The 20025-nt window shown below is 70.7% G+C and carries 16 protein-coding genes; 9 read left to right on the forward strand and 7 right to left on the reverse strand.

Features of this window, described 5'->3' with window-relative positions; all coding sequences use genetic code 11:
- Positions 1–11 precede the first annotated feature (11 nt).
- From OHB13_RS08830 to OHB13_RS08860, 7 genes are all read left to right on the forward strand, one after another.
- The gene (locus tag OHB13_RS08830; RefSeq protein ID WP_328376678.1) at positions 12–416 is read left to right on the forward strand and encodes a nuclear transport factor 2 family protein; all 405 of its coding nucleotides are present in this window, start codon (positions 12–14) and stop codon (positions 414–416) included.
- A 129-nt stretch (positions 417–545) separates the two neighbouring features.
- On the forward strand, positions 546–1445 hold the full coding sequence (locus tag OHB13_RS08835; RefSeq protein ID WP_328376679.1) for a metal-dependent hydrolase: 900 nt from the start codon (positions 546–548) through the stop codon (positions 1443–1445).
- 1 nt (position 1446) lies between these two features.
- Positions 1447–2526 (forward strand): PDR/VanB family oxidoreductase, encoded by a 1080-nt coding sequence (locus tag OHB13_RS08840; protein WP_328376680.1) that lies wholly within the window; start codon positions 1447–1449, stop codon positions 2524–2526.
- Between the two features lie 314 nt (positions 2527–2840).
- Entirely contained in the window at positions 2841–6122 is a 3282-nt protein-coding gene (locus tag OHB13_RS08845) for a GH92 family glycosyl hydrolase (RefSeq protein ID WP_328380246.1), read from the forward strand.
- Positions 6123–6247: 125 nt separating this feature from the next.
- Positions 6248–7744 (forward strand): PucR family transcriptional regulator, encoded by a 1497-nt coding sequence (locus OHB13_RS08850; RefSeq protein WP_328376681.1) that lies wholly within the window; start codon positions 6248–6250, stop codon positions 7742–7744.
- Positions 7745–7857: 113 nt separating this feature from the next.
- A complete protein-coding gene (locus OHB13_RS08855; protein WP_328376682.1) occupies positions 7858–8562 on the forward strand; it encodes a Clp protease N-terminal domain-containing protein in 705 nt (234 codons plus the stop codon).
- Between the two features lie 196 nt (positions 8563–8758).
- Complete coding sequence (locus OHB13_RS08860) at positions 8759–9829, forward strand: hypothetical protein (protein WP_328376683.1); 1071 nt, start codon at positions 8759–8761, stop codon at positions 9827–9829.
- Positions 9830–9853: 24 nt separating this feature from the next.
- Here the strand turns inward: OHB13_RS08860 and OHB13_RS08865 are convergent, their stop codons facing one another.
- Entirely contained in the window at positions 9854–11023 is a 1170-nt protein-coding gene (locus OHB13_RS08865) for an acyl-CoA dehydrogenase family protein (protein WP_328376684.1), read from the reverse strand.
- Between the two features lie 180 nt (positions 11024–11203).
- Here OHB13_RS08865 and OHB13_RS08870 point away from each other — a divergent pair, with 180 nt between their 5' ends.
- Both OHB13_RS08870 and OHB13_RS08875 read left to right on the forward strand, forming a co-directional pair.
- The gene (locus OHB13_RS08870) at positions 11204–12337 is read left to right on the forward strand and encodes a CaiB/BaiF CoA transferase family protein (RefSeq protein ID WP_266857699.1); all 1134 of its coding nucleotides are present in this window, start codon (positions 11204–11206) and stop codon (positions 12335–12337) included.
- Between the two features lie 113 nt (positions 12338–12450).
- A complete protein-coding gene (locus tag OHB13_RS08875; RefSeq protein ID WP_328376685.1) occupies positions 12451–13176 on the forward strand; it encodes a TetR/AcrR family transcriptional regulator in 726 nt (241 codons plus the stop codon).
- A 116-nt stretch (positions 13177–13292) separates the two neighbouring features.
- Here the strand turns inward: OHB13_RS08875 and OHB13_RS08880 are convergent, their stop codons facing one another.
- The 6 genes from OHB13_RS08880 to OHB13_RS08905 all read right to left on the reverse strand — a co-directional run bounded on the left by OHB13_RS08880 (position 13293) and on the right by OHB13_RS08905 (position 19789).
- Positions 13293–13640 (reverse strand): 5-carboxymethyl-2-hydroxymuconate Delta-isomerase, encoded by a 348-nt coding sequence (locus OHB13_RS08880; protein ID WP_266857695.1) that lies wholly within the window; start codon positions 13638–13640, stop codon positions 13293–13295.
- Positions 13641–13754: 114 nt separating this feature from the next.
- A complete protein-coding gene (locus OHB13_RS08885) occupies positions 13755–14789 on the reverse strand; it encodes a LacI family DNA-binding transcriptional regulator (protein WP_401600670.1) in 1035 nt (344 codons plus the stop codon).
- Positions 14774–16447: a glycoside hydrolase family 13 protein gene (locus OHB13_RS08890; protein ID WP_328376686.1), complete on the reverse strand. Its 1674-nt coding sequence runs from the start codon at positions 16445–16447 to the stop codon at positions 14774–14776. Before OHB13_RS08890 ends, OHB13_RS08885 begins: the two co-directional genes overlap by 16 nt.
- 51 nt (positions 16448–16498) lie before the next feature.
- On the reverse strand, positions 16499–17416 hold the full coding sequence (locus OHB13_RS08895; protein WP_328376687.1) for a sugar ABC transporter permease: 918 nt from the start codon (positions 17414–17416) through the stop codon (positions 16499–16501).
- Between the two features lie 33 nt (positions 17417–17449).
- On the reverse strand, positions 17450–18430 hold the full coding sequence (locus OHB13_RS08900; protein WP_328376688.1) for a carbohydrate ABC transporter permease: 981 nt from the start codon (positions 18428–18430) through the stop codon (positions 17450–17452).
- A gap of 87 nt (positions 18431–18517) precedes the next feature.
- On the reverse strand, positions 18518–19789 hold the full coding sequence (locus tag OHB13_RS08905) for an extracellular solute-binding protein (RefSeq protein WP_328376689.1): 1272 nt from the start codon (positions 19787–19789) through the stop codon (positions 18518–18520).
- Positions 19790–20025 lie beyond the last annotated feature (236 nt).

The raw sequence follows: 20025 nt of genomic DNA on the forward strand, positions 1-20025 counted from the left end.
AGGAAGAAACAATGACACCCGACCAGGACCTTCGCGCAGCAGCGGTGCACTACCTCCGGCAGTGGGAGGTGCGGGACTACGCCACGATGCGATCCCTGTGCACCGGCACCGCCACCGTGTGGCACAACGACGGAAGCGGCGACCAGCCGATCGACGAGAACATGGAACTGCTGAAGCAGTTGGCCGCCGACGTCGAGACCCTTCGGTACGACATCGTGCGGCAGTTCCAGGACGGTGACGAAGTGCTCCAGCAGCAAGTGCTCCACCTGACCATGACCGACGGGTCCCGCAGTGACGTACACGCGGCGATGTACTTCCGGTTCGACGGCGGCCTCATCGACCGCATCGAGGAATACTTCAACGTCGTACCGCTCAACGAATCCATGCCGTCGCCCGGATCGCCCGGCCGGCGCTGAGCAGCTCCTCACCCGCCCCCACGGCACCGGCCGACCCGCACCAGCCACGGCCGACCAGGGCCCTCGCGCAGCCGAACAGCTGCGTGCAAGGCCCTGTTCCTCGGCCGTACCCGTCGGTACATTGACGCCATGTCTAATACGCAGCCCGCCCCGGTGGCTTCGGAGCACATAGCACTCAAGGCCCGCAAGGTCTCCTTCGACTGGGAGTCCACCCCGCTGCACTGGGTGCCCGGTGACCCGTTCACCACGCACACCATCAATGTGCTGCATCTGCTGCTCCCGGCGGGCGAACGCTGGTTCGTGCACGTCTACAAGCAGGTGCTGCCGCTGATCCGGGACGCGCGGCTGCGCGAGGACGTCATCGGGTTCATCGGCCAGGAGGCCATGCACTCACAGGCGCACGACGACGTACTCCCCCATCTCGCGGCACAGGGGCTCGACCCGTCCCCGTACACGGCCCAGGTCGACTGGCTCTTCGAGAAGCTGCTCGGCGACCGGACGCTGCCGCCCGGCCGGGCGAGCCGCTGGTGGCTCAAGGAGCGGGTCGCGACGATCGCAGCGATCGAGCACTACACGGCGTTCCTCGGCGACTGGGTGCTCAACGCGGAGGCTCTGGACCGGCGCGGCGCCGACCCCACCATGCTGGACCTGCTGCGCTGGCACGGCGCCGAGGAGGTCGAGCACCGGTCGGTCGCCTTCGAGGTCTTCCAGCACATCGACGGCGGCTACCGCCGCAGGGTGCGCACCTGGGCGACCGCCTTCTCCGCGCTGGTCTTCCTCTGGCAGCGCGGTGTCAGGTTCTTCATGGAGAACGATCCGCTGCTCGTGGACGGCCGGGCGACCCTGCGGGCCTACCACCGGCGCGGCAAGCAGGGGCTGCTGCCCACGACCGGGGCCATAGCCCGGTCCGTACCGGGCTATCTGAGCCGTACGTACCACCCCTCGCAGGAAGGCAGCACCGCGCAGGCCGTCGCCTATCTCGCGAACTCGCCTGCCGCGAACTCGTCTGCCGCGAACGGAGCTCACTGACATGGCGCCGTCACTGCCCCGCGTCCGTACGGTCGTCCTGGTCGCCGGTGCGGCGCTGCTCGCCAAGCGCGCCCTGCGCCGCCGTATCACCGCGTCCCCGCTCTGGCCGCTGCCCGCGCTGGAGACCCCGGTCTCGGGCCGTGGCCGCCACCGGACCGTCAGCCGGCGGCTGCTGATCACCGAGCGCACTCCGGAGGCCGACGGCGTGGTGCGGCTCCGGCTGGAGAGCGCGTCCGGCGAACGGCTCGACCCCTGGACACCGGGCGCCCATCTGGATCTGGTGCTGCCGTCCGGCCTCGTCCGCCAGTACTCGCTGTGCGGCGACCCGGCCGACGGGGCGGCATACACGGTCGCCACCCGGCTGATCGAGGACGGCCGGGGCGGCTCCCGCGAGGTGCACGAACAGCTCCATGAGGGCGCGGAGATCGAGATCCGCGGCCCCCGCAACCGCTTCCCGCTGGTCGAAGCCGCCTCGTACGTCTTCGTCGCCGGCGGCATCGGGATCACCCCGGTCCTGCCGATGCTCCGGGCGGCCGAAGCGGCGGGTGCGCGCTGGCGGCTGGTGTACTGCGGGCGTACGCGCGCATCGATGCCGTTCCTGGCGGAGGCCGAGAAGCTGGGCGGCGGCACGGACCGTGTGACGGTGGTCCCGCAGGACGAACTGGGCCACCCGGAGCTGGAGTTCGGGGACGATCCGGCGGAGACCGCGTACTACTGCTGCGGACCGGAGGGCCTGCTCGAAGCGGTGTCGGCGGCGCTCCCGGCCGGCGCCGCGCTCCATCTGGAGCGGTTCGCGCCGCAGGCGGCCGCAGCGGACTCGGACAGCTTCGACGTCGAACTGCGCCGCTCCGGCCGTACGGTGACGGTCGCGCCCGGCTCCACGGTGCTGGCCGCCGTCCGCGCGGAGGTGGCGAATGTGCCGTACTCCTGCGAGCAGGGCTTCTGCGGGACCTGCCAACAGCGCGTCGTCGAAGGCGAGATCGACCACCGGGACGAACTGCTGACGGACGCGGAGCGGGACGACTCGATGCTGATCTGCGTGTCACGGGCGCGGGGCGGGCGACTGGTCCTGGACCTGTAGCTCTGACGCGCCTCGGGTGCTCCCCGGGTCCGTTCGCGGGCCCGGGGAGCCTTGACACCCCGGATCGGCAGGAGGAGCATCCTCACGTCGTTGACAACGTTGTCTGAACGGCGCGCCGCTCCGGAGTGGTCAACGGCGCTCCCGTTCCTGCCGCGTTGACCGACCGCCACACAGAGTCCGTCACACAGAGTCCGTCACACAGAGTCCGTCACAACGAGTCCGTCACACACGAAGGGCAGGAACGGGTGTCAGACACGCACAGCCGTCGGACGCGCACCGGGACCAGAGCGCTCAGCTCCGTCGTGGTGACCGCCATGGCCGCCCTGGGGATGGCGGCCACCGCCGCCCCCGCCTCGGCCGCATCCCCGCACGGCACCGTCAAGGACCCGGTGTCGTACGTCCACCCGCTGATCGGTTCCGCCAACGCGGGCAACACCTACCCGGGCGCGGTGCAGCCCTTCGGGATGCTGGCCTGGAGTCCGCAGAACTCCAAGGGCAAGCAGGTCTCCACGCCCGCGCCCGGCGGCTACCAGTACGACGCCACGAAGATCCGCGGCTTCAGCCTCACCCACCTCAACGGGGTGGGCTGCTCCGGTGCGAACGGCGACATCCCGATCATGCCGTACACGGGTGACGTCGACTCCTCGCCCAGCGCGGACACCACCGACGCGAAGTACGCCAGCACCTTCTCGCACGCCAACGAGAGCGCATCGCCCGGCTATTACAAGGTCGGTCTGGACAACGGCGCATCCGCCGCGCTCACCACGACGGCGCGGACCGGCTCCGGGCAGTTCGGGTTCCCCAAGGACAAGCCGGCCACCATGCTCTTCCGCACCTCCAACTCGGAGAGCGGCAGCACGGACGCCACCGTGAAGATCGACAAGAAGACCCGGACCGTGACGGGTTCGGTCACCGCGGGCAACTTCTGCGGTCCGCAGAGCGCGAACAACCGGCACGATCTGTACACGCTGTACTTCACCGCCCACTTCGACAAGGCGTTCGCCAAGGTCGGCACCTGGAAGGACAGCACGGTCAGCCCGGGCTCCACATCGGCGTCCGGCGGTACGGGCTACAGCTCGTCCGGCAACGCCGTGGAGGGCAAGGGCTCGGGCGCGTACATCACCTTCGCGGGCGGGACCACCGAGGCACAGGCCAAGGTCGCCGTCTCCTATGTCAGCCCCCAGAACGCCGAGGCAAACCTCCGCGCCGAGAACGCGCCCCACAAGAGCTTCAGCTCCGTGAAGTCACGGGCGGCCGGCGCCTGGAACAAGGTGCTGAAGTCGGTCGAGGTGGGCGGCGGCACCGACGCCCAGCGCTCGACCTTCTACACCGCGCTCTACCACTCGATGCTGGAGCCGACGCTGACCAGCGACGTCGACGGCCGCTATCTGGGCGCCGACCGCAAGCCGCACCGGCTGGCCAAGGGGCAGAAGGCGCAGTACGGCACCTTCTCGGGCTGGGACCAGTACCGCGCCCAGGTGCAGCTGATGACGCTGCTCAACCCCCGGGCGGGCAGCGACTACGCCCAGTCGCTCTACAACTATGCGGGCCAGCGCGGCGGCGAGTGGGACCGCTGGCTGCTGGAGAACGGCAAGACGAGCGTCATGTCGGGCGACCCGTCCGACGCCGCGCTCGCCGGGATCTACGCCTTCGGCGGCCATGACTTCGACGTCAAGGGCGCGCTGAAGTCGCTGGTCAAGGCGGCGACCGTGCCGACGGCCAACGACTCGGACAGTGCGGGCTGCAACGTCGAGTGCGTGGGCCAGCGCCCCGCGCTCGACAAGTACCTCGACCTCGGGTACGTACCGGCCGACAACTGCCACTGCTGGGGCGGCGCGGCCGAGACGCTGGAGGACGCGGCAGCCGACTACGGGCTCTCCGAGCTGTCCCGGCAGACCGGGAAGAACGCCGACGCGAAGAAGTTCCTGGACCGCTCGGGGAACTGGACGAACGTCTTCGACGCCAACGCCACACCGCAGGGCGGCTACATCCGCGACCGCAAGGCCGACGGCACCTGGGCGGGCACCTTCACACCCGGCACCGGCAGCGGCTTCGTCGAGGGGACCAGCGCCCGCTACACCTGGATGGTGTACTCGGACGTGGCGGGGCTCGCCTCCGCGATGGGCGGCGACGACACCGCGGTGAAGCGGCTGGACGCCTTCTTCCGTACGCCGGACGGCAAGTTCGACTTCTCGGCGAAGGACGACACCCGCTACGACGCGACCAACGAGCCGGACATCAACACGCCTTATCTGTACGACTACCTGGGCGCCCCGTACAAGACGCAGGAGACCGTCCGCGCGGAGATGGACCAGCTGTGGACCGACGCCCCGGGCGGCATTCCCGGTAACGACGACGCCGGGACCATGTCGTCCTGGTACGTCTTCTCGGCGCTCGGCATGTACCCGCAGAACCCCAGCCGCGCCGACATGACCCTGTCCGCGCCGCTGTTCCCGCACGCGGTGGTGCACACCGGGCACGGGCGGACCATCACCGTCAACGCCCCCGCCGCTTCGGCCGGCAACACCTACATCCACGGGCTGAAGGTCAACGGCCGGACGTCCGGCAAGCCCTGGGTCCCCGCCTCACTGGTCACTCACGGCGGCACCCTCGACTACACGCTGGGCGCCACGGCGGACACCTCGTGGGGCAGCGCCGCTGCCGACGCCCCGCCGTCCTTCCCGGGCGGCGGCGTGAAGTACTTCACCGGCGCCACCCCCGAGCAGCTGAAGATCGAGCCCGGCGCCGCGGGTGCGGACACCACGGTCAAGGTGCAGACGCTGGAGAAGGAGCCGACCACGGTGCACTGGACGGCGACGCCGCCGGCCGGTGTCACCGTACGGCCCGCGCAGGGCGACTTCACTGTCCCGGCGGGCGGTTCGGCGAGCGCGAAGCTCTCCGTGTCGGCCGCGTCCGGCACGGCGGAGGGCCGCTACACGGTCCCGGTCACGCTGAAGTCGTCCGCGGGCACCGAGCTTCCGAAGACGTCGGTCGCGGTGACCGTCGCCGCGAAGAACAGCATGCTCTGGAACCGCAACAGCACGGCCATCTCCACCGACGACGACAACCCGCAGGCCAACTTCGACGGTGAGGGCTGGAGTTACTCGGCCAAGGCGCTGGCAGCGGCGGGCGCCACACCCGGGGGTACGGTCTCGTCCGGCGGCTTCGACTTCACCTGGCCGAAGGTGGCGGCCGGGGACCCCGACAACATCGAGGTGGCCGGGGACACCCCGCAGGTGCTGAACGTCCCGTCGGCGCAGGGTGCCACGAAGCTGAGCCTGCTGGGCAGCGCGGCGGAGGGTTCGGCCAGCGGTACGGCGACGCTGACGTACACCGACGGCACCACGCAGAAGGCGGACATCGGCTTCAGCGACTGGACGCTGGGCGGCGGAGCGGACAAGCCGTCGTTCGGCAACACGGTCGCGGTGCACACCCCGTACCGCGATGTACAGGGCGGCGGTACGGACCCGGTCGGCACGGAGATCTTCGCGACCGCGCCGGTCACGCTCCAGGCGGGCAAGCAGCTGGCGAGCGTGACACTGCCGTCCACGACGGACGGCGGCGTGCTGCACGTCTTCGCGGTGGCCACCGCCTGACGGGGCGGCCACCGGCCGGCGGGCCGGCGCGGCACGGATTCCGTGCGGCGCCGGCCCGTTCGCTTCTCTCCTCCGGGCGGTTGCACCACCCCGGGGCCGCGGGGCGCCTGTGGCACCCTGTGCTGGTGCCCGTCCTCGCGTCCGATCTGCTGGCCCAGCCCGAACTGCGGCTGACCGCGGTCACCTCCCCGAGCTCCTGGGCCGACGTACCCATCAGCTGGTCCTCCACCACGGAGCTGGAGGACCCGGTCCCCTTCCTCCGCGGCGGCGAACTGGTGCTGACCACCGCGCTGCGCAGGCGCACCCGCGACCAGTGGGACCGGCTGGTACGCGACCTGGTGGCGGTTCCGGTCGCGGCCCTCTGCGTCGGGACCGGGCTGGTCCACAACCGGGTTCCCGCCGGGCTGCGGGCCGCGGCGCAGCGGCACGGTCTTGCGCTCCTGACGTCGCCGGTGGAGATCCCGTTCATCCAGATCAGCCGGTGGGCGGCGGACCGGATCTTCGCCGAGCAGTACGCGCGCACCCGGTTGATGATCCAGCTGCAGGAGGAGATCACCGGCGCCCTGCTCGCCGGCCGCGGACTGCGCCATCTCGTCCCGTTGCTGGCCCGCCGGCTGGGCGCCGATGTGGCGGTCCTCGATCCGGCCGGCGCGGTGCTGGAGCAGCATCCCCGGTCCGCGCGGTGGCCCGTCGACGAGGTCGCGGACGCTTCGGACGCCCCGGGAACGGCCGCTCCGGGACCGGGTCTGGTCTCCTTCCCGGTACGGGCGGACGGCACCGTCGCCGGTTACCTCGTGGCCCGGGGCGCCGACGAGCAGGTCACGTTGCTGGCGCCGGTGGCCGGTCTGGTCGGCCTGGAGATCGCGCGCCGTCAGGCGCTGCTGTCCGGACGCCGTGAACTGGTCGGCCAGGTCGTCGCGGACATCCTGCACCACGGCCTCGCGGGGCCCGAGGCGGAGCGCAAGCTGACCCGGATCGGCGTGGATCCGCGGGGCAGCCACCGGGTGGTCGTGGCGAGTTCGGGCCAGGCGGCTGCCCTGCTGCGGCAGCGGCCCCTCGATCTGGCGGCGCTGCTGCACGGGCAGTCCGACCCGTACCCGATGTGCCCGCTGGACGACGGCATCGTCGTGGTCGTCGGTACGGACGGCGACGCCCGGACCGTCGCCGACCGGCTGCTGCACCACATCGGCGGCGGGCCCGGGACGACGGCGGTCGGGGTCAGCGGGGTGCACCAGGGGGCGCACGGCATCCGCATCGGATACCACGAGGCCCGGCAGGCCCAGCGCCAGGGGCCCGGGGTGCAGGAGTGCCGCACCCTGTCGCTGCCCGGTCTGCTGCTGAGCAGCGCCGAACTGCCGCTGGCTGAGCTGGCGTCCGCCCTGCTCGAACCCGTACGCCGCTACGACGCCGAACACGGTGCGGCACTGGAAGCCACCGCGCGCAGCTATCTCGAACACGACGGGTCGGTCACGGAGACCTGCCGCGCCATGAACCTGCACCGCAACTCGCTGCGCTACCGGCTCGGCCAGATCGAACGGTTGCTGGGCAAGCGGCTCACGGCGACCCAGGACCGGCTGGAACTCTGGCTGGCGCTCCAGGTGCTCGGCCCGGCCGAGGGCTGAAGGGCTGATGGGGCCGAGCCGCACCGGACCCTCGTAAGGAACTGCGGGAGCAGACCCGGAACAATCGTCAATTACAGGTTGACGATCCCCGGGCGTCAACTTACGCTTGACGCATGAGTCCACTCGACATCAGCCTCGCCGACCTGATCGCCCGTCTCGACCAAGAACTCCCCGGCACCGACGAACTGGCCCGTATCAGCGAGGCGCGACTGCGCGCCCAGACCCTGTCCGACCTCGGTGACCAGCTCATCGACCACTACGTCAGCAAGGCCAAGCAGACCGGCGCGTCATGGACCGAGATCGGCGACGCCATCGGGGTCTCCAAGCAGGCCGCCCAACAACGCCACGCCCCCGGCCCTTTCGAGCGGTACACCAACCTGAACCGGCACAGCATCGTGCTGGCGCAGGAGGCCGCCCGAACACACAAGCACGACTTCATCGGCACGGAACACCTCCTGCTCGGCCTGCTCGGCGAACCGCGGGGCCTGGCCTGCGAGGTGCTGATCGCGAAGGCCGGATCGGAGCAACGCGTCCGCGACGCAGTCGAGGAAGCGATGCCGCCGTCCGGGGAGAAGGCGCTGCGCGGTCACATCGCGTTCCGGCCGGAGAGCAAGGAGGCCATCGAGCAGGCGCGCCGCGCGTCGGCCGACCTCGGCCACGACTGGGTCGGCACGGAACACGCGCTGCTGGGTCTGGTCCGCGTCGGGGAGAGCCCGGCCGCGCAGATCCTGCGCAACCTGGGCTTCACGTCGGACGAGTTGCACGAGACGGTCAGGACCGAGATCACCAAGCGGTCCGCCGCACACGGCAAGCAGTAGCGAACGGACAGCCGCCGCGGGAGGCCGGGACCGGCACGGCCTCCCGCGCGGCCTTCTCAGGCCCGTATGTCACGGTCCTGTCATACGGCGATCAAGCCCGGAACTTCCGGGGGTTGCCCCTGCATCTCACCTCGAAGAACAACCGCAGGGAACCCGTTGGGAGAGCGTGATGCTCGTACGGAGAGGGGCGCGAGCAGTGACGCAGAAGAAGGGCCGGGCGGCGGTGCCGGACGGAGCGGAGGACCCGGAGTACCCGGAAGGCGGGGGGATCCGGCGCGGGACGCCGCCACGGCGCGGCCTCATCGCGGGCACCCTGGAGCTCTTCCGCACCGGGTGGCGCAGCCTGTTCGGCTTCTCCTCCGGCGTCGCGCTGTTCACCGCGCTCGCGGGCGCCGCGCTGGTGACGGTGGCATTCGCTCTCACCTGGCACGACTTCGCCCTCACCTGGAAGCTGGCACGCTCCGATATCGCGTACGAGGATCCGCCCCTGGGCTACTACCCGGGCCAGTACACCTCCATCTTCCTCAGGAGCCTCCCTTTCATGGGGCTGCTGCTGCTGGTCGCCCTCTTCGTCCTCGCCCTGCTGTATGTCGCGTATGCCGTGGCCGTCCGCGACACGGAGGCGGGCGGACACCGCCCGGGCTCCGGCGAGCTGTGGCGGCGCAGCCGCCCCCACATCGGGCTCGCCATCCGCGTACAGCTGCTGACGATCGTGTGCCTGGCTCCGCTGGCGCTGCTGGCGTATCTCGTGGCGGCCTTCTTCCGCGACGGCGGCATGATGGGCATCGATATCGAGCCGCTCGACTACTGGAGCAGTACGCGCTACCGGCTGTCGGCCAACGGCCTGACGTCCCTCGTCATCGTCATCGGGGCCTTCGTATGGCTCCGTCTGAGCCTCGCCACCGCCGCCGCGGTGAACGGCGCGTCCACCGCGCGGGCCGCCGTACGCCGGTCCTGGTCACTGACGGGCCACCCGCGACGGTGGCGGGCGCTGCGCGTCACCGCACCGGTCATGGGTGTCGCCGTCGCCGCGTACATCGCCCTGGCGCACGCGGCGGAGCCTCTCGCCCATCCGGTCGGTCTCACCGTGCTGTGGCTCACGGACGACAACGCCTATGCCACGGGCGCCGTGATGGAGATCGTCCCGACCGCGGTGAGCCTGCTGGTTCTGACGGCACTGGTCGTCCCCCCGGTCAGCGCGGCACTCGCACGCCTCCATGCGGAACTGCAGACGGCGGAGGCCACCGAACCCCCTCGTGGACGGTGAGCGGGCCCGACAAGTCGACGCCCGCTACGGCAGGTTCCTCACCATGACGATCCGCTGGATCTGGTTCGTCCCTTCATAGATCTGGGTGATCTTCGCGTCGCGCATCATCCGCTCCACGGGGTGGTCGCGGACGTAACCCGCCCCGCCCAGCAGTTGAACGGCGTCGGTCGTGACCGCCATCGCCGTGTCGGATGCGAGGCACTTCGCGGCGGCGCCGAGGAAGGTGAGGTCCCCGGATCCCGCCTCTGAGGCCGCCGCGGCACGGTAGGTGAGGGTGCGCGCCGCCTCGATGTGCATCGCCATGTCGGCGAGCATGAACTGGACGCCCTGGAACTCCGCGACCGGGCGGCCGAACTGGCGGCGCTCGCGTACGTAATCCGCCGCGTAGTCCAGGGCGCCCTGCGCGATGCCGACGGCCTGGGCGGCGATGGAGATCCTGGTGTGGTCCAGCGTCGCCAGGGCCAGCCGCAGCCCGCGCCCCCGCTCGCCCAGCAGCCGGCCGGCGGGGATGCGGACACCGTCGAAGTGGACCTCCCTGGTGACCGAACCGTGCAGCCCCATCTTGCGTTCCGGGGCGCCGTAGGAGATCCCTTCGTCGGTCCCCTCCACGACGAACGCCGAGATACCGCGCTTGCCCTGGCCGGGATCGGTGACCGCGAACACGATCAGTACGGCGGCCTCGCCCGCCGCTGTGATCCAGCTCTTGGTGCCGGAGAGCCGCCAGCCACCGTCCTCGGGCTCCGCCCGGCAGGTCATCGCGGCGACATCGCTGCCCGCTTCGCGCTCGGAGATCGCGTACGCGCACAGCGCTTCGCCCGATGCCACGTCGGGCAGATACCGGCCGCGCTGCTCGTCGGACCCGGCGAGCAGCAGCGGGGTGACGCCGAGTTTGTTGGAGCTCAGCACGGTGGAGATGCCCGCGGACACCCGTGCCACTTCCTCGATGGCGATGGCCTGGGCCAGCGCGTCGGCGCCCGCCCCTTCGTACTGTTCGGGGACGCCGAGTGCGTGGAATCCGGCGGCGACGAGTTCGGTGTATCCGTCGGCGGAGAAGACGTCCTCGGCGTCGGCGCGGTCCGCCAGCGGCTGGATCCGGTCCTCGGCGAAGGCGCGTACGGAGGCCCGGAAGTCCTCGTACTCGTCGGGCATCCGGTACGGCAGGTGCTCCTGGGAGGTCTGTTCAGAGGTGCTCATGGACTCAAGTCATCCACTCACCGACCGCCCACCGCCATGTGCGGCCGCACAACAACGGCGGCTGTCTCCGTGGCTGTGCACATATCCCCGGGCCGCTCCGCGCTCCTAGCGTTCGGCGTACTGCGCAGTACGCACTGTGCGGTCGAACCGAGTCGAACCGTGTCCAACCGAGGAGTTGCCATGCCGGCGTTGAGCGGTATTCGTGTGCTGGACCTGTCCCGGGTACTGGCCGGCCCGTTCTGTACGTCCCTGCTGGCCGACATCGGCGCCGATGTCGTCAAGGTCGAGCCGCCGGGCGGTGACGACACCCGGCGGCTCGGCCCGTTCGCCAAGGACCGCAGCGTCTACTTCGCGATGCTGAACCGGGACAAGCGGAGCATCGCACTCGACCTGAAGGACCCCGGGGACCTGGAGACCCTGTGGTCGCTGGCCGCGCAGGCGGACGTACTAGTGGAGAACTTCCGGCCGGGCGTCGCCGACCGGCTCGGCATCGGCGCACCGGCGCTGCTCGCCCACAACCCGAGGCTGGTGTACGCGAGCATCTCCGGATTCGGGCAGTCGGGCGCGATGTCCGCGCGCCCCGCCTACGACCTGATCATCCAGGCCATGTCGGGGATCATGGAGACCACCGGCACCCCGGACGGCGAGCCGACCAAGGTCGGTGAGTCCATCGCCGATCTGCAAGCCGGTCTCTACGGGTCATGGGCGGTCTGCGCCGCACTGGTCGAACGGGCCCGCACCGGGCGGGGACAGCATCTCGACATCGCCATGCTGGACGCGATGGTCTCCCTCCAGCTCACCGGTGCCAGCCTGCTGGCGGCCGACGGCGCCCCGCCCACCCGGGTCGGCAACCGGCATCCGGTGTCCACCCCGTTCGGCGTCTACCGGGCGGCCGACGCACCGGTGGTCCTGGCTGCCGCCAACGACCGTACGTTCCAGCGCCTGCTGGACCTGATCGGCCGCCCGGACCTGGCCGACCACCCCGTGTACCGCACCGACGAGGCGCGCACGGCCCATGAACCGGAGGTCCGCGCCACCATCGAGGCCTGGACCCGGCAGCACTCCGCTGCCGAGATCGTCGCGCTCGCCGGGGAACAGGGCGTCCCGGCAGGCCCGGTGCAGGACCTCAGGGAGGCCATCGGCAGTGTCGGTACGCGGGGTGTCACCGGCCGGTTCCGGGATCCGGAGCTGGCGGGCATGACCGCGCTGCGCCAACCCGTCGTGTTCCAGGGCGTCCCCGACGCCCCGCCGTCCACCACCCCCGGACTCGACGCGCACCACGAGGAGATACTCCGCGACTGGCTCACCCGCTGACCCGCGGACCGCTCCGCCCGGTGTCCGGGCAGCCGCCCGCGCCCGGCGCGGGTGACGCAGCCGGCCCCGGTACGGCCAACACCCGGCGGCGCCGCAGTCGGTACCCTGTCCCCATGACGACCGGGGTACGCCGCAGGATGGGCGTCGAAGAGCGCAGGCAGCAGCTGATCAGCGTCGCCCTCGAACTGTTCAGCCACCGCTCCCCCGACGATGTCTCCATCGACGAGATAGCCGCGGCTGCGGGCATTTCGCGGCCGCTCGTCTACCACTACTTCCCCGGCAAGCAGAGTCTGTACGAAGCGGCGCTGCGCCGCGCGGCCGACGAGCTGGCCGAGCGGTTCGTCGAACCGCGCGAAGGGCCGCTGGGGGCGCGGCTGCTGCGGGTGATGGAGCGGTTCTTCGACTTCGTCGAGGAGCACGGGCCCGGCTTCTCCGCGCTGATGCGCGGCGGCCCGGCCGTGGGTTCCACCACCACCAACGCGATGATCGACGAGGTCCGCACCGCCGCGTATCTCCAGATCCTGTCCCATCTGGACGTCCAGGAGCCGCCCGCCAGGCTCCAGTTGGTGGTCAGGTCATGGGTGTCGCTCGCCGAGTCGACCGCGCTGATCTGGCTCGACGGGCGGAGCATCCCGCGGGCGGAGCTGGAGTTGCAGCTGGTGCACGACTTCGCCGCGCTGGCCGCGGTGAGCGCCGCGTACGACACGGAGATGGCGGCGGTCGTACGGCGGATACTGAGCGAGGAGCCCGCCGACGGGCCGTTCGGGGATCTGGTCGGCCGGCTGCTCTCGCTGGCGCCGCCGCCCGCGACGGACCTCCCGGCCCAGCGCACCGGCTGAGCGCCTGCTCAGTACCGGCTCAGTACCGGCCAACGGCCCCGGCGGGCGCGGTGTCATGGGGCGGTCCTGCCGGCCCGTGCCCATGAACACCCGGCCCCATGAACACCCGGCCGCGCTCAGCCCTTGTGGTAGGACGCGTCCAGATCGCGGGTCTCGGCGGAGAGGTGCACCGTGCTCCCGGTGGGCTTCAGATGGCGGCGTACGACATCGAGCACCGCCTCGCTCAGCCGCGCCTTGGCCTCGTCGGTACGGCCGGCCAGCAGCGCGATCTCCACGTGCACCACGGCGTCGTCGCCCGTGCCGTCGCCCACGACGAACCCGGCAGTCCTGACGAACCGCGTCTTGCACGCGGGGAGTCCTGCGGAGACCGTCTCCACGACGACCGGGTGCAGGCCGAGCGCGAAGCCCCTGCGGTCGAAGGCGTCCTCCAGGGACTCGGAGTACTCGACGGTGATCTGCGGCATGGCGGTTTCCTCCCGGCGGGCTGCTGGTCCGGAACGGACGGCGTCCGGTCCGGTCGGCAGGGCGGAGCGGCGCCGCTGCCACCGCTCAGCCTCGCACGCCGGTCCCGCCGCCGGTCAGCCGGTACGGCGGGCCGTGGACCCCCGTACCACCAGCTCGGGCCGGAAGACGAACTCCGTGCGCTGGACGGGGTTGCCGCCGATCTCCTCCAGGAGCGCGCCCACCGCCGCCGCGGCCATCGCCTGGACGGGCTGGCGGACCGTGGTCAGCGGCGGACTGGTGAAGGCGATCAGCTGCGAGTCGTCGAAGCCGACCACCGAGACGTCGTCGGGGACTTCGAGACCGCGTTCGCGGGCCGCCCGTACGACGCCCAGCGCCATCATGTCGCTGCCGCACACCACGGCGGTGCACCCCTGGTCGAACAGCGCGCCCGCCGCGGCCCGGCCGCCCTCGACGCTGAACAGGGTGTGCTGGACCAGGGCTCCGGCCTCCTCCGCGGACTGGCCGAGCCGGTCCGCCATCGCCTCGATGAACCCCTCCCGCTTGCGGCGCGAGGGCACATAGCGGAGCGGCCCGACCGCCAGACCGATCCTGCGGTGCCCCAGATCCGAGAGATGGCGCACGGCCATCTGCGCCGCCGCGTGGTCGTCGGGTGAGACGAAGGGCGCGCTGATCCGCTCGTTGTAGCCGTTGATCAGGACGTACGGCACCCCCCGTTCGGCGAGACCGGCGTAGCGCCCGGGGTCCGACGAGGTGTCGGCGTGCAGCCCGGAGAGGAAGACGATGCCGGCCACCCCGCGCTCCACCAGCTGCTCGACCAGTTCGTCCTCGGTGGCGCCGCCCGGCATCTGCGTGCAGAGGACCGGGGTGTAGCCGTGTCCCGCGAGCGTCTGTTCCACGGCCTGGGCGAAGGCCGGGAAGATGGGGTTGGTCAGCTCGGGGGTCACCAGGCCGATCAGGCCCGCGCTGCGCCGGCGCAGCCGCACGGGCCGCTCGTAGCCGAGGACGTCGAGCGCAGCGAGCACCCGCTGGCGCGTGGTGTCCGCGACGCCCGGCTTCCCGTTGAGCACCCGGCTCACGGTGGCCTCGCTGACGGCGGCCTGCGCGGCGATGTGCGCGAGCCGGGGAGGGACGGTCACACCGACCACCAGACGGTGCTGTCCGCGGGCAGCTCGAACTCGCCTTCCGCCGGCTCGCCTTCCGCCAGGGCGACTTCGGTGCTGGCCAGCACCATCCGGCCCGGCACGGGCAGGCGTACGGGGCGGCCGGTGGTGTTGACGGTGCAGTGGAAGCCGGGGCGGGTGAACGCCAGCACTCCGTCCGGGGTGCCCGGCACCCAGTCGACGGACTCGCCGGCGCCCAGGCCCGGCAGCTCCCGTCGCAGGGCGAGCGCGCCGCGGTACAGCTCCAGGGTGGAACCGCGGTCGCCGGTCTGCGCCTCGACGCTCAGCGCACCCCAGTCCGCGGGCTGCGGGAGCCAGCTGCCACCGCTGCCGAAGCCGTACGAAGGGCCTTCCGCGGTCCATGGGATCGGCACCCGGCAGCCGTCGCGGAAGCCGTCCTGGCCCGCCGCGCGGAAGAACGACGGGTCCTGCCTGACCTCGTCGGGCAGGTCGGTGACGTCCGGGAGGCCCAGCTCCTCGCCCTGGTAGAGGTAGGCGGAGCCGGGCAGCGCCAGCATCAGCAGGGTCGCCGCGCGGGCCCGCCGCAGGCCCAGTCCCCGGTCGCCGGGGGTGCGGATCTGGGTGCCGGCCGGCGGGTTGGCGAAGCGGGTCGTGTGCCGGGTGACGTCGTGGTTGGAGAGCACCCAGGTGGCGGGCGCGCCCACCGGGAGCATCGCGGCCAGCGAGACGTCAATGACCTCGCGCAGCTCGGCGGCGTCCCAGTGGGTGGCCAGGTACTGGAAGTTGAACGCCTGGTGCAGCTCGTCGGGGCGTACGTAGTTCGCGGTGCGCTGCACGGTCGGCGTCCACGCCTCGGCGACGGCTATCCGCTCCCCCGGGTACTCGTCGAGGATGGTGCGCCAGGAGCGGTAGATCTCATGGACGCCGTCCTGGTCGAAGAACGGCATGACGTCATTGCCGAGCAGCCGGAGCTGGTCGGTGCTGCCGAGGTCGGGCAGGCCGGGCGCCTTGACGAGCCCGTGGGCGACGTCGACCCGGAATCCGTCCACGCCCATGTCGAGCCAGAACCGCAGGATCGAGCGGAACTCGTCAGCGACCGCCTGGTTCTCCCAGTTGAGGTCGGGCTGCTCGGGGGCGAAGAGATGGAGGTACCAGGCACCGTCGGCGACCCGGGTCCAGGCGGGGCCGCCGAAGACGGACTCCCAGTCATTGGGCGGGAGTTCGCCGTTCTCCCCCTTGCCCTCGCGGAAGTGGTAGCGGTCGCGGAGCGGCGACGCGGGGCCGTCGCCGATGGCGCGCTTGAACCACTCGCACTGGTCGGACGAGTGGTTGGGCACCACGTCCACGATGATCCGCAGGCCCAGGCCGTGGGCGTCGCGGATCAGTGCGTCGGCGTCCATGAGCGTGCCGAACATGGGGTCGATGGCCCGGTAGTCGGCGACGTCGTACCCGGCGTCGGCCTGCGGCGACGCGTAGAACGGCGAGAGCCAGACGGCGTCGACGCCGAGGTCGCGCAGGTACGGCAGCCGGCCGCGGACGCCTTCGAGGTCGCCCATGCCGTCACCGTTGCTGTCGGCGAAGCTGCGCGGATAGACCTGGTAGATCACCGCGTCCCGCCACCAGCCGGTGCTGGCGGCGGTCGCCGGGCTGGCGGGGGCGGCAGGGGCGGCGGAGTGCTGAGTCATGTCTTCCCTGGGTGAGTCAGATGCGTCATGGGGCGTAAGAAGGGGTGCGGCTCAGCCCTTGGTCCCGCCCGCGGTCAAACCTGTGACCAGGTGCTTCTGCACCAGGTAGAAGATGACGGAGACGGGGATGGCGATGAGGACAGCGGTGGCCGCCATGTAGTTCCACTGGGCGTCGTGCTCACTGACGAAGCTGGAGAGGCCCACCGCGAGGGTGTACTTGCTGTCGTCGAGCATGAACGTCGAGGCGAAGGCGACCTCGCCCCAGGCGGTCAGGCAGGTGTAGAAGCCGGCCACCGCGAGACCGGGCCTGGCGAGCGGCAGGATGAGCCGCCAGAAGGTGCCGAAGGGGCTCAGCCCGTCGACGCGCCCCGCCTCGTCGATCTCGTACGGGATGGTGTCGAAGTACCCCTTGAGCATCCAGGCGCAGTACGGGACGGCCGTGGAGCAGTACACCAGGATCAGGGCGCCGAAGGTGTCGATGAGGCCGAGGTCCGCGAGGATCACGTACATCGGCACCATCAGGACGGCGACCGGGAACATCTGGGTGACCAGCAGGAGCCACATCAGCTTCTTGTGGCCGGGGAACCTCATCCGGGAGACCGCGTAGCCGGCGGTGGCGGCCATGAAGACCCCGATGACGCTGGTCGCGACGGCGATCAGGGCGGTGTTGCCGAGCCAGGTGAAGAAGCGGGTGTGCTCCAGGACGAACGAGTAGTTGGAGAACGAGACCTTGGACCAGATCCGGCCCGGGTGCAGATAGTCGCTCTTGTCGGGGCCGAGCGAGAGGAAGGCCAGCCACGCGATCGGGAAGAGCGCGATCAGGCTGGCGATGCTGAGCGCGGTGTGCGAGAGCACGGTGGCCCTGCGGCTCGGCCGGTCGCGGCGGACGGTGCGGGCGGGCCGCCGTACGGGCGGCGGTGTCTGCTCCGCCGGTGTGGTCGCTGTGGTGAGGGTCGTCTGGGTCGTCATCGGGGGCCTGCCTTCTTGTGTGTCCGGCCGGTCTCAGCTGCTGGCCTTCTCGCTACGGGCCAGCCAGCGCCGGTAGAAGGAGGTGAAGACGATCAGGATGGAGAGCAGCAGCACGCCGTACGCGGCGGACTGGGCGTAGTCCCTGGGCTGCTGGCCGAAGCCGAGGCGGTAGGCCCAGGTGACGAGGATCTGGGCGTCCGGTGCGCCGTTGCCGAACAGCAGGAAGATGATGGCGAACTGGTTGAACGTCCAGATGATGCCGAGCAGGACGACGGTGGAGCTCACCGAACGCAGGCCGGGCAGGGTGACGTTGAGGAACCGCTGCCAGGGGCTCGCGCCGTCCATCTCGGCGGCCTCGTACAGGTCGGCGGAGATCGACTGGAGCCCGCCGAGCAGCGACACCATCATGAACGGAACCCCGCACCAGGTGTTGACGATGATCGCGGCGAGCTGCTGGAAGTGCGGCTCCTCCAGCCAGGCGGGCTGGGGCAGATGGAGGCCGCCCAGCACCGAGTTCACGATGCCGGAGTCGCCGAGCATGATCCGCCAGGAGAAGACGGTGACGAAGGTCGGCACCGCCCAGGGCAGGATCAGGAGCATCCGGTAGAGGGTCCGGCCGCGGAGCTTCTGGTTGAGCAGCAGGGCCAGGCCGAGGCCGATGCAGTAGTGCAGGGCCACACAGGCGGCGGTCCAGACGATGGTCCAGAGGAAGTGGGACCAGAAGCGGTCCCAGGCGGTCGGCCCCCAGAGGATGTCCGCGTAGTTGTGCAGCCCGATGAACTTGTAGGTGGCGTCGATGTGGTTGACGCCGATGGTGCGGGCCGAGTTGAGGCTGTTCGCGTCGGTCAGGGTGAGGTAGAGGCCCTGGACCAGCGGATAGCCCACCAGGACACCGAGGACGACGACGACCGGGGCCGCCATCGCGTAGGCGTACCAGTGCTTCTGCCAGGACTGCTTGATGCGCTGCGCCGGACTGCGACGCTTCGGGCCCGCGCCTGCGACGGCAACGGTCATCTTGACACCTTTTCAGGGGAGTTCGGCGTGACGCACGACGATCGGGCCGCCGGGCCCGCGGGTGCTTGCGGGCCGGCGGCCGGCTGATCAGTTGGTGAAGCCGGGGACCAGCTTGGCCATGTTCTCGCTCAGGGACTTGACCCCGTCCTGGAGCGATTCCTTGCCGTCGGCGACCTTGGGCAGCTCGGTGTCCATCGGACCCCAGAGCGAGCTGTACTCGGGCAGTTCCGGCCGCGGCTGCGAGGCGCCGAGCACCTTCTGGAAGCCGGCGATGCCGGGGTCGGCCGTGACCTCGGCGGTGTAGGCGTCGGAGCGGGTCGGCAGTGTGGAGTTCTTGAGCGCGATCTGCTCCTGGCTCTTCGCCGATGTCATGAAGTTCAGGAACTTCAGCGACGCGGCCTGGTGCGCCTTGTCGGAGCCCGCGTAGACGGCGAGGTTGTGGCCGCCGGTGGGGGCGCCCGCCTTGCCGGTGGAGCCGGCCGGGACGGTGGCGATGCCCAGGTTCTTCTTGTCCTTGAAGGCCGAGCCCTTGTAGAAGTTCGTGATCTCCCAGGGCCCCTGGATGATCGAGGCGACCTTGCCGTTGACGAAGGCGTCCTGCTGGTGGGCGTAGGCGTCGGCCGTGGTGTCCGCCTTGTGCAGACCGGGGCCGCTGAAGAGGCCCTTCCAGGTCTCCAGGCCCTTGACCGCGGGGGCACCGGCGATGGTGACCTTCTTGTGCGCGAGGTCGACGGTGTCGGTGCCCTCGCCGTACAGGAAGGGCTGCGCGTAGTACCCGGCGGTGCTGGCCCAGTAGCCGTCGGCCCTGGTCTTCGACTTGACCGCGGCCGCGTCGCTCTTCAGCTCGCCCCAGGTGGCGGGGGCCTTGGTGATGCCGGCCTTGGCGAAGAGCGCCTTGTTGTAGACGAAGGCGAGGGTGTCCGTGACCAGCGGGACACCGTAGGTCTTGCCGTCGAACTGCGCCTGCTTCAGCAGGTTGGGCTCGAAGTGCGCCTTGTCCTTGAGGGCTTCGGTGCCGTCCAGCGGGAGGAAGTAGCCCTTCTTGGCGAAGGCAGGGGTCCAGCCGACCTCGGAGCGCAGCACGTCCGGGGCGCCCTTGGCACCGGCGGCCGTGTCGAACTTGTTCTGCGCCTGGTCGAAGGGGACGTTGACGTAGGTGACCTTGATGCCCTTGTTCGCCGCCTCGAACTCCTTGACCAGCGCCCGGTAGGTCGGTGCCTCGTTCGTGGCGTTCGAGGTGTCCCACCAGGTGATGGTGGTGACACCGTCCGCCTTGCCGCTGCCGCTGTCACTGCCGCAAGCCGTCGCCGCGAGCGCCAGGGCCGCGACCAGGGCGGTGGCCGCTATGCCACGTCGCATGTGAACTCCTTCGAGGGGTGCCGTGCCGTCACGGCTCCGGGTCGTCGAGGAACGTAACAAGGATGAAAGACGACCGAAAGACCTTGCGAAGAATTTCTGCAAGAAGCCGCCTTCGTTACCTCGGCGTGTCCGCACGGTTGCCGTGATGACCCTTGTCAAACGGGGCATTGGGGCTCTTTGCACGCCGCGCTGGGCGTCGCGGCGGCCTTCGCAAGCCCTTGCAAGACTGTTACTTT

It is taken from the genome of Streptomyces sp. NBC_00440, from assembly GCF_036014215.1.
Taxonomy (GTDB): Bacteria; Actinomycetota; Actinomycetes; order Streptomycetales; family Streptomycetaceae; genus Streptomyces.

Coding starts and splice junctions, on each gene's coding strand:
- OHB13_RS08830 (WP_328376678.1), top strand. CDS start 12: ATGACACCCGACCAGGACCTTCGCGCAGCAGCGGTGCACTACCTCCGG.
- OHB13_RS08835 (WP_328376679.1), top strand. CDS start 546: ATGTCTAATACGCAGCCCGCCCCGGTGGCTTCGGAGCACATAGCACTC.
- OHB13_RS08840 (WP_328376680.1), top strand. CDS start 1,447: ATGGCGCCGTCACTGCCCCGCGTCCGTACGGTCGTCCTGGTCGCCGGT.
- OHB13_RS08845 (WP_328380246.1), top strand. CDS start 2,841: ATGGCCGCCCTGGGGATGGCGGCCACCGCCGCCCCCGCCTCGGCCGCA.
- OHB13_RS08855 (WP_328376682.1), top strand. CDS start 7,858: ATGAGTCCACTCGACATCAGCCTCGCCGACCTGATCGCCCGTCTCGAC.
- OHB13_RS08865 (WP_328376684.1), bottom strand. CDS start 11,023: ATGAGCACCTCTGAACAGACCTCCCAGGAGCACCTGCCGTACCGGATG.
- OHB13_RS08870 (WP_266857699.1), top strand. CDS start 11,204: ATGCCGGCGTTGAGCGGTATTCGTGTGCTGGACCTGTCCCGGGTACTG.
- OHB13_RS08875 (WP_328376685.1), top strand. CDS start 12,451: ATGACGACCGGGGTACGCCGCAGGATGGGCGTCGAAGAGCGCAGGCAG.
- OHB13_RS08880 (WP_266857695.1), bottom strand. CDS start 13,640: ATGCCGCAGATCACCGTCGAGTACTCCGAGTCCCTGGAGGACGCCTTC.
- OHB13_RS08890 (WP_328376686.1), bottom strand. CDS start 16,447: ATGACTCAGCACTCCGCCGCCCCTGCCGCCCCCGCCAGCCCGGCGACC.
- OHB13_RS08895 (WP_328376687.1), bottom strand. CDS start 17,416: ATGACGACCCAGACGACCCTCACCACAGCGACCACACCGGCGGAGCAG.
- OHB13_RS08900 (WP_328376688.1), bottom strand. CDS start 18,430: ATGACCGTTGCCGTCGCAGGCGCGGGCCCGAAGCGTCGCAGTCCGGCG.
- OHB13_RS08905 (WP_328376689.1), bottom strand. CDS start 19,789: ATGCGACGTGGCATAGCGGCCACCGCCCTGGTCGCGGCCCTGGCGCTC.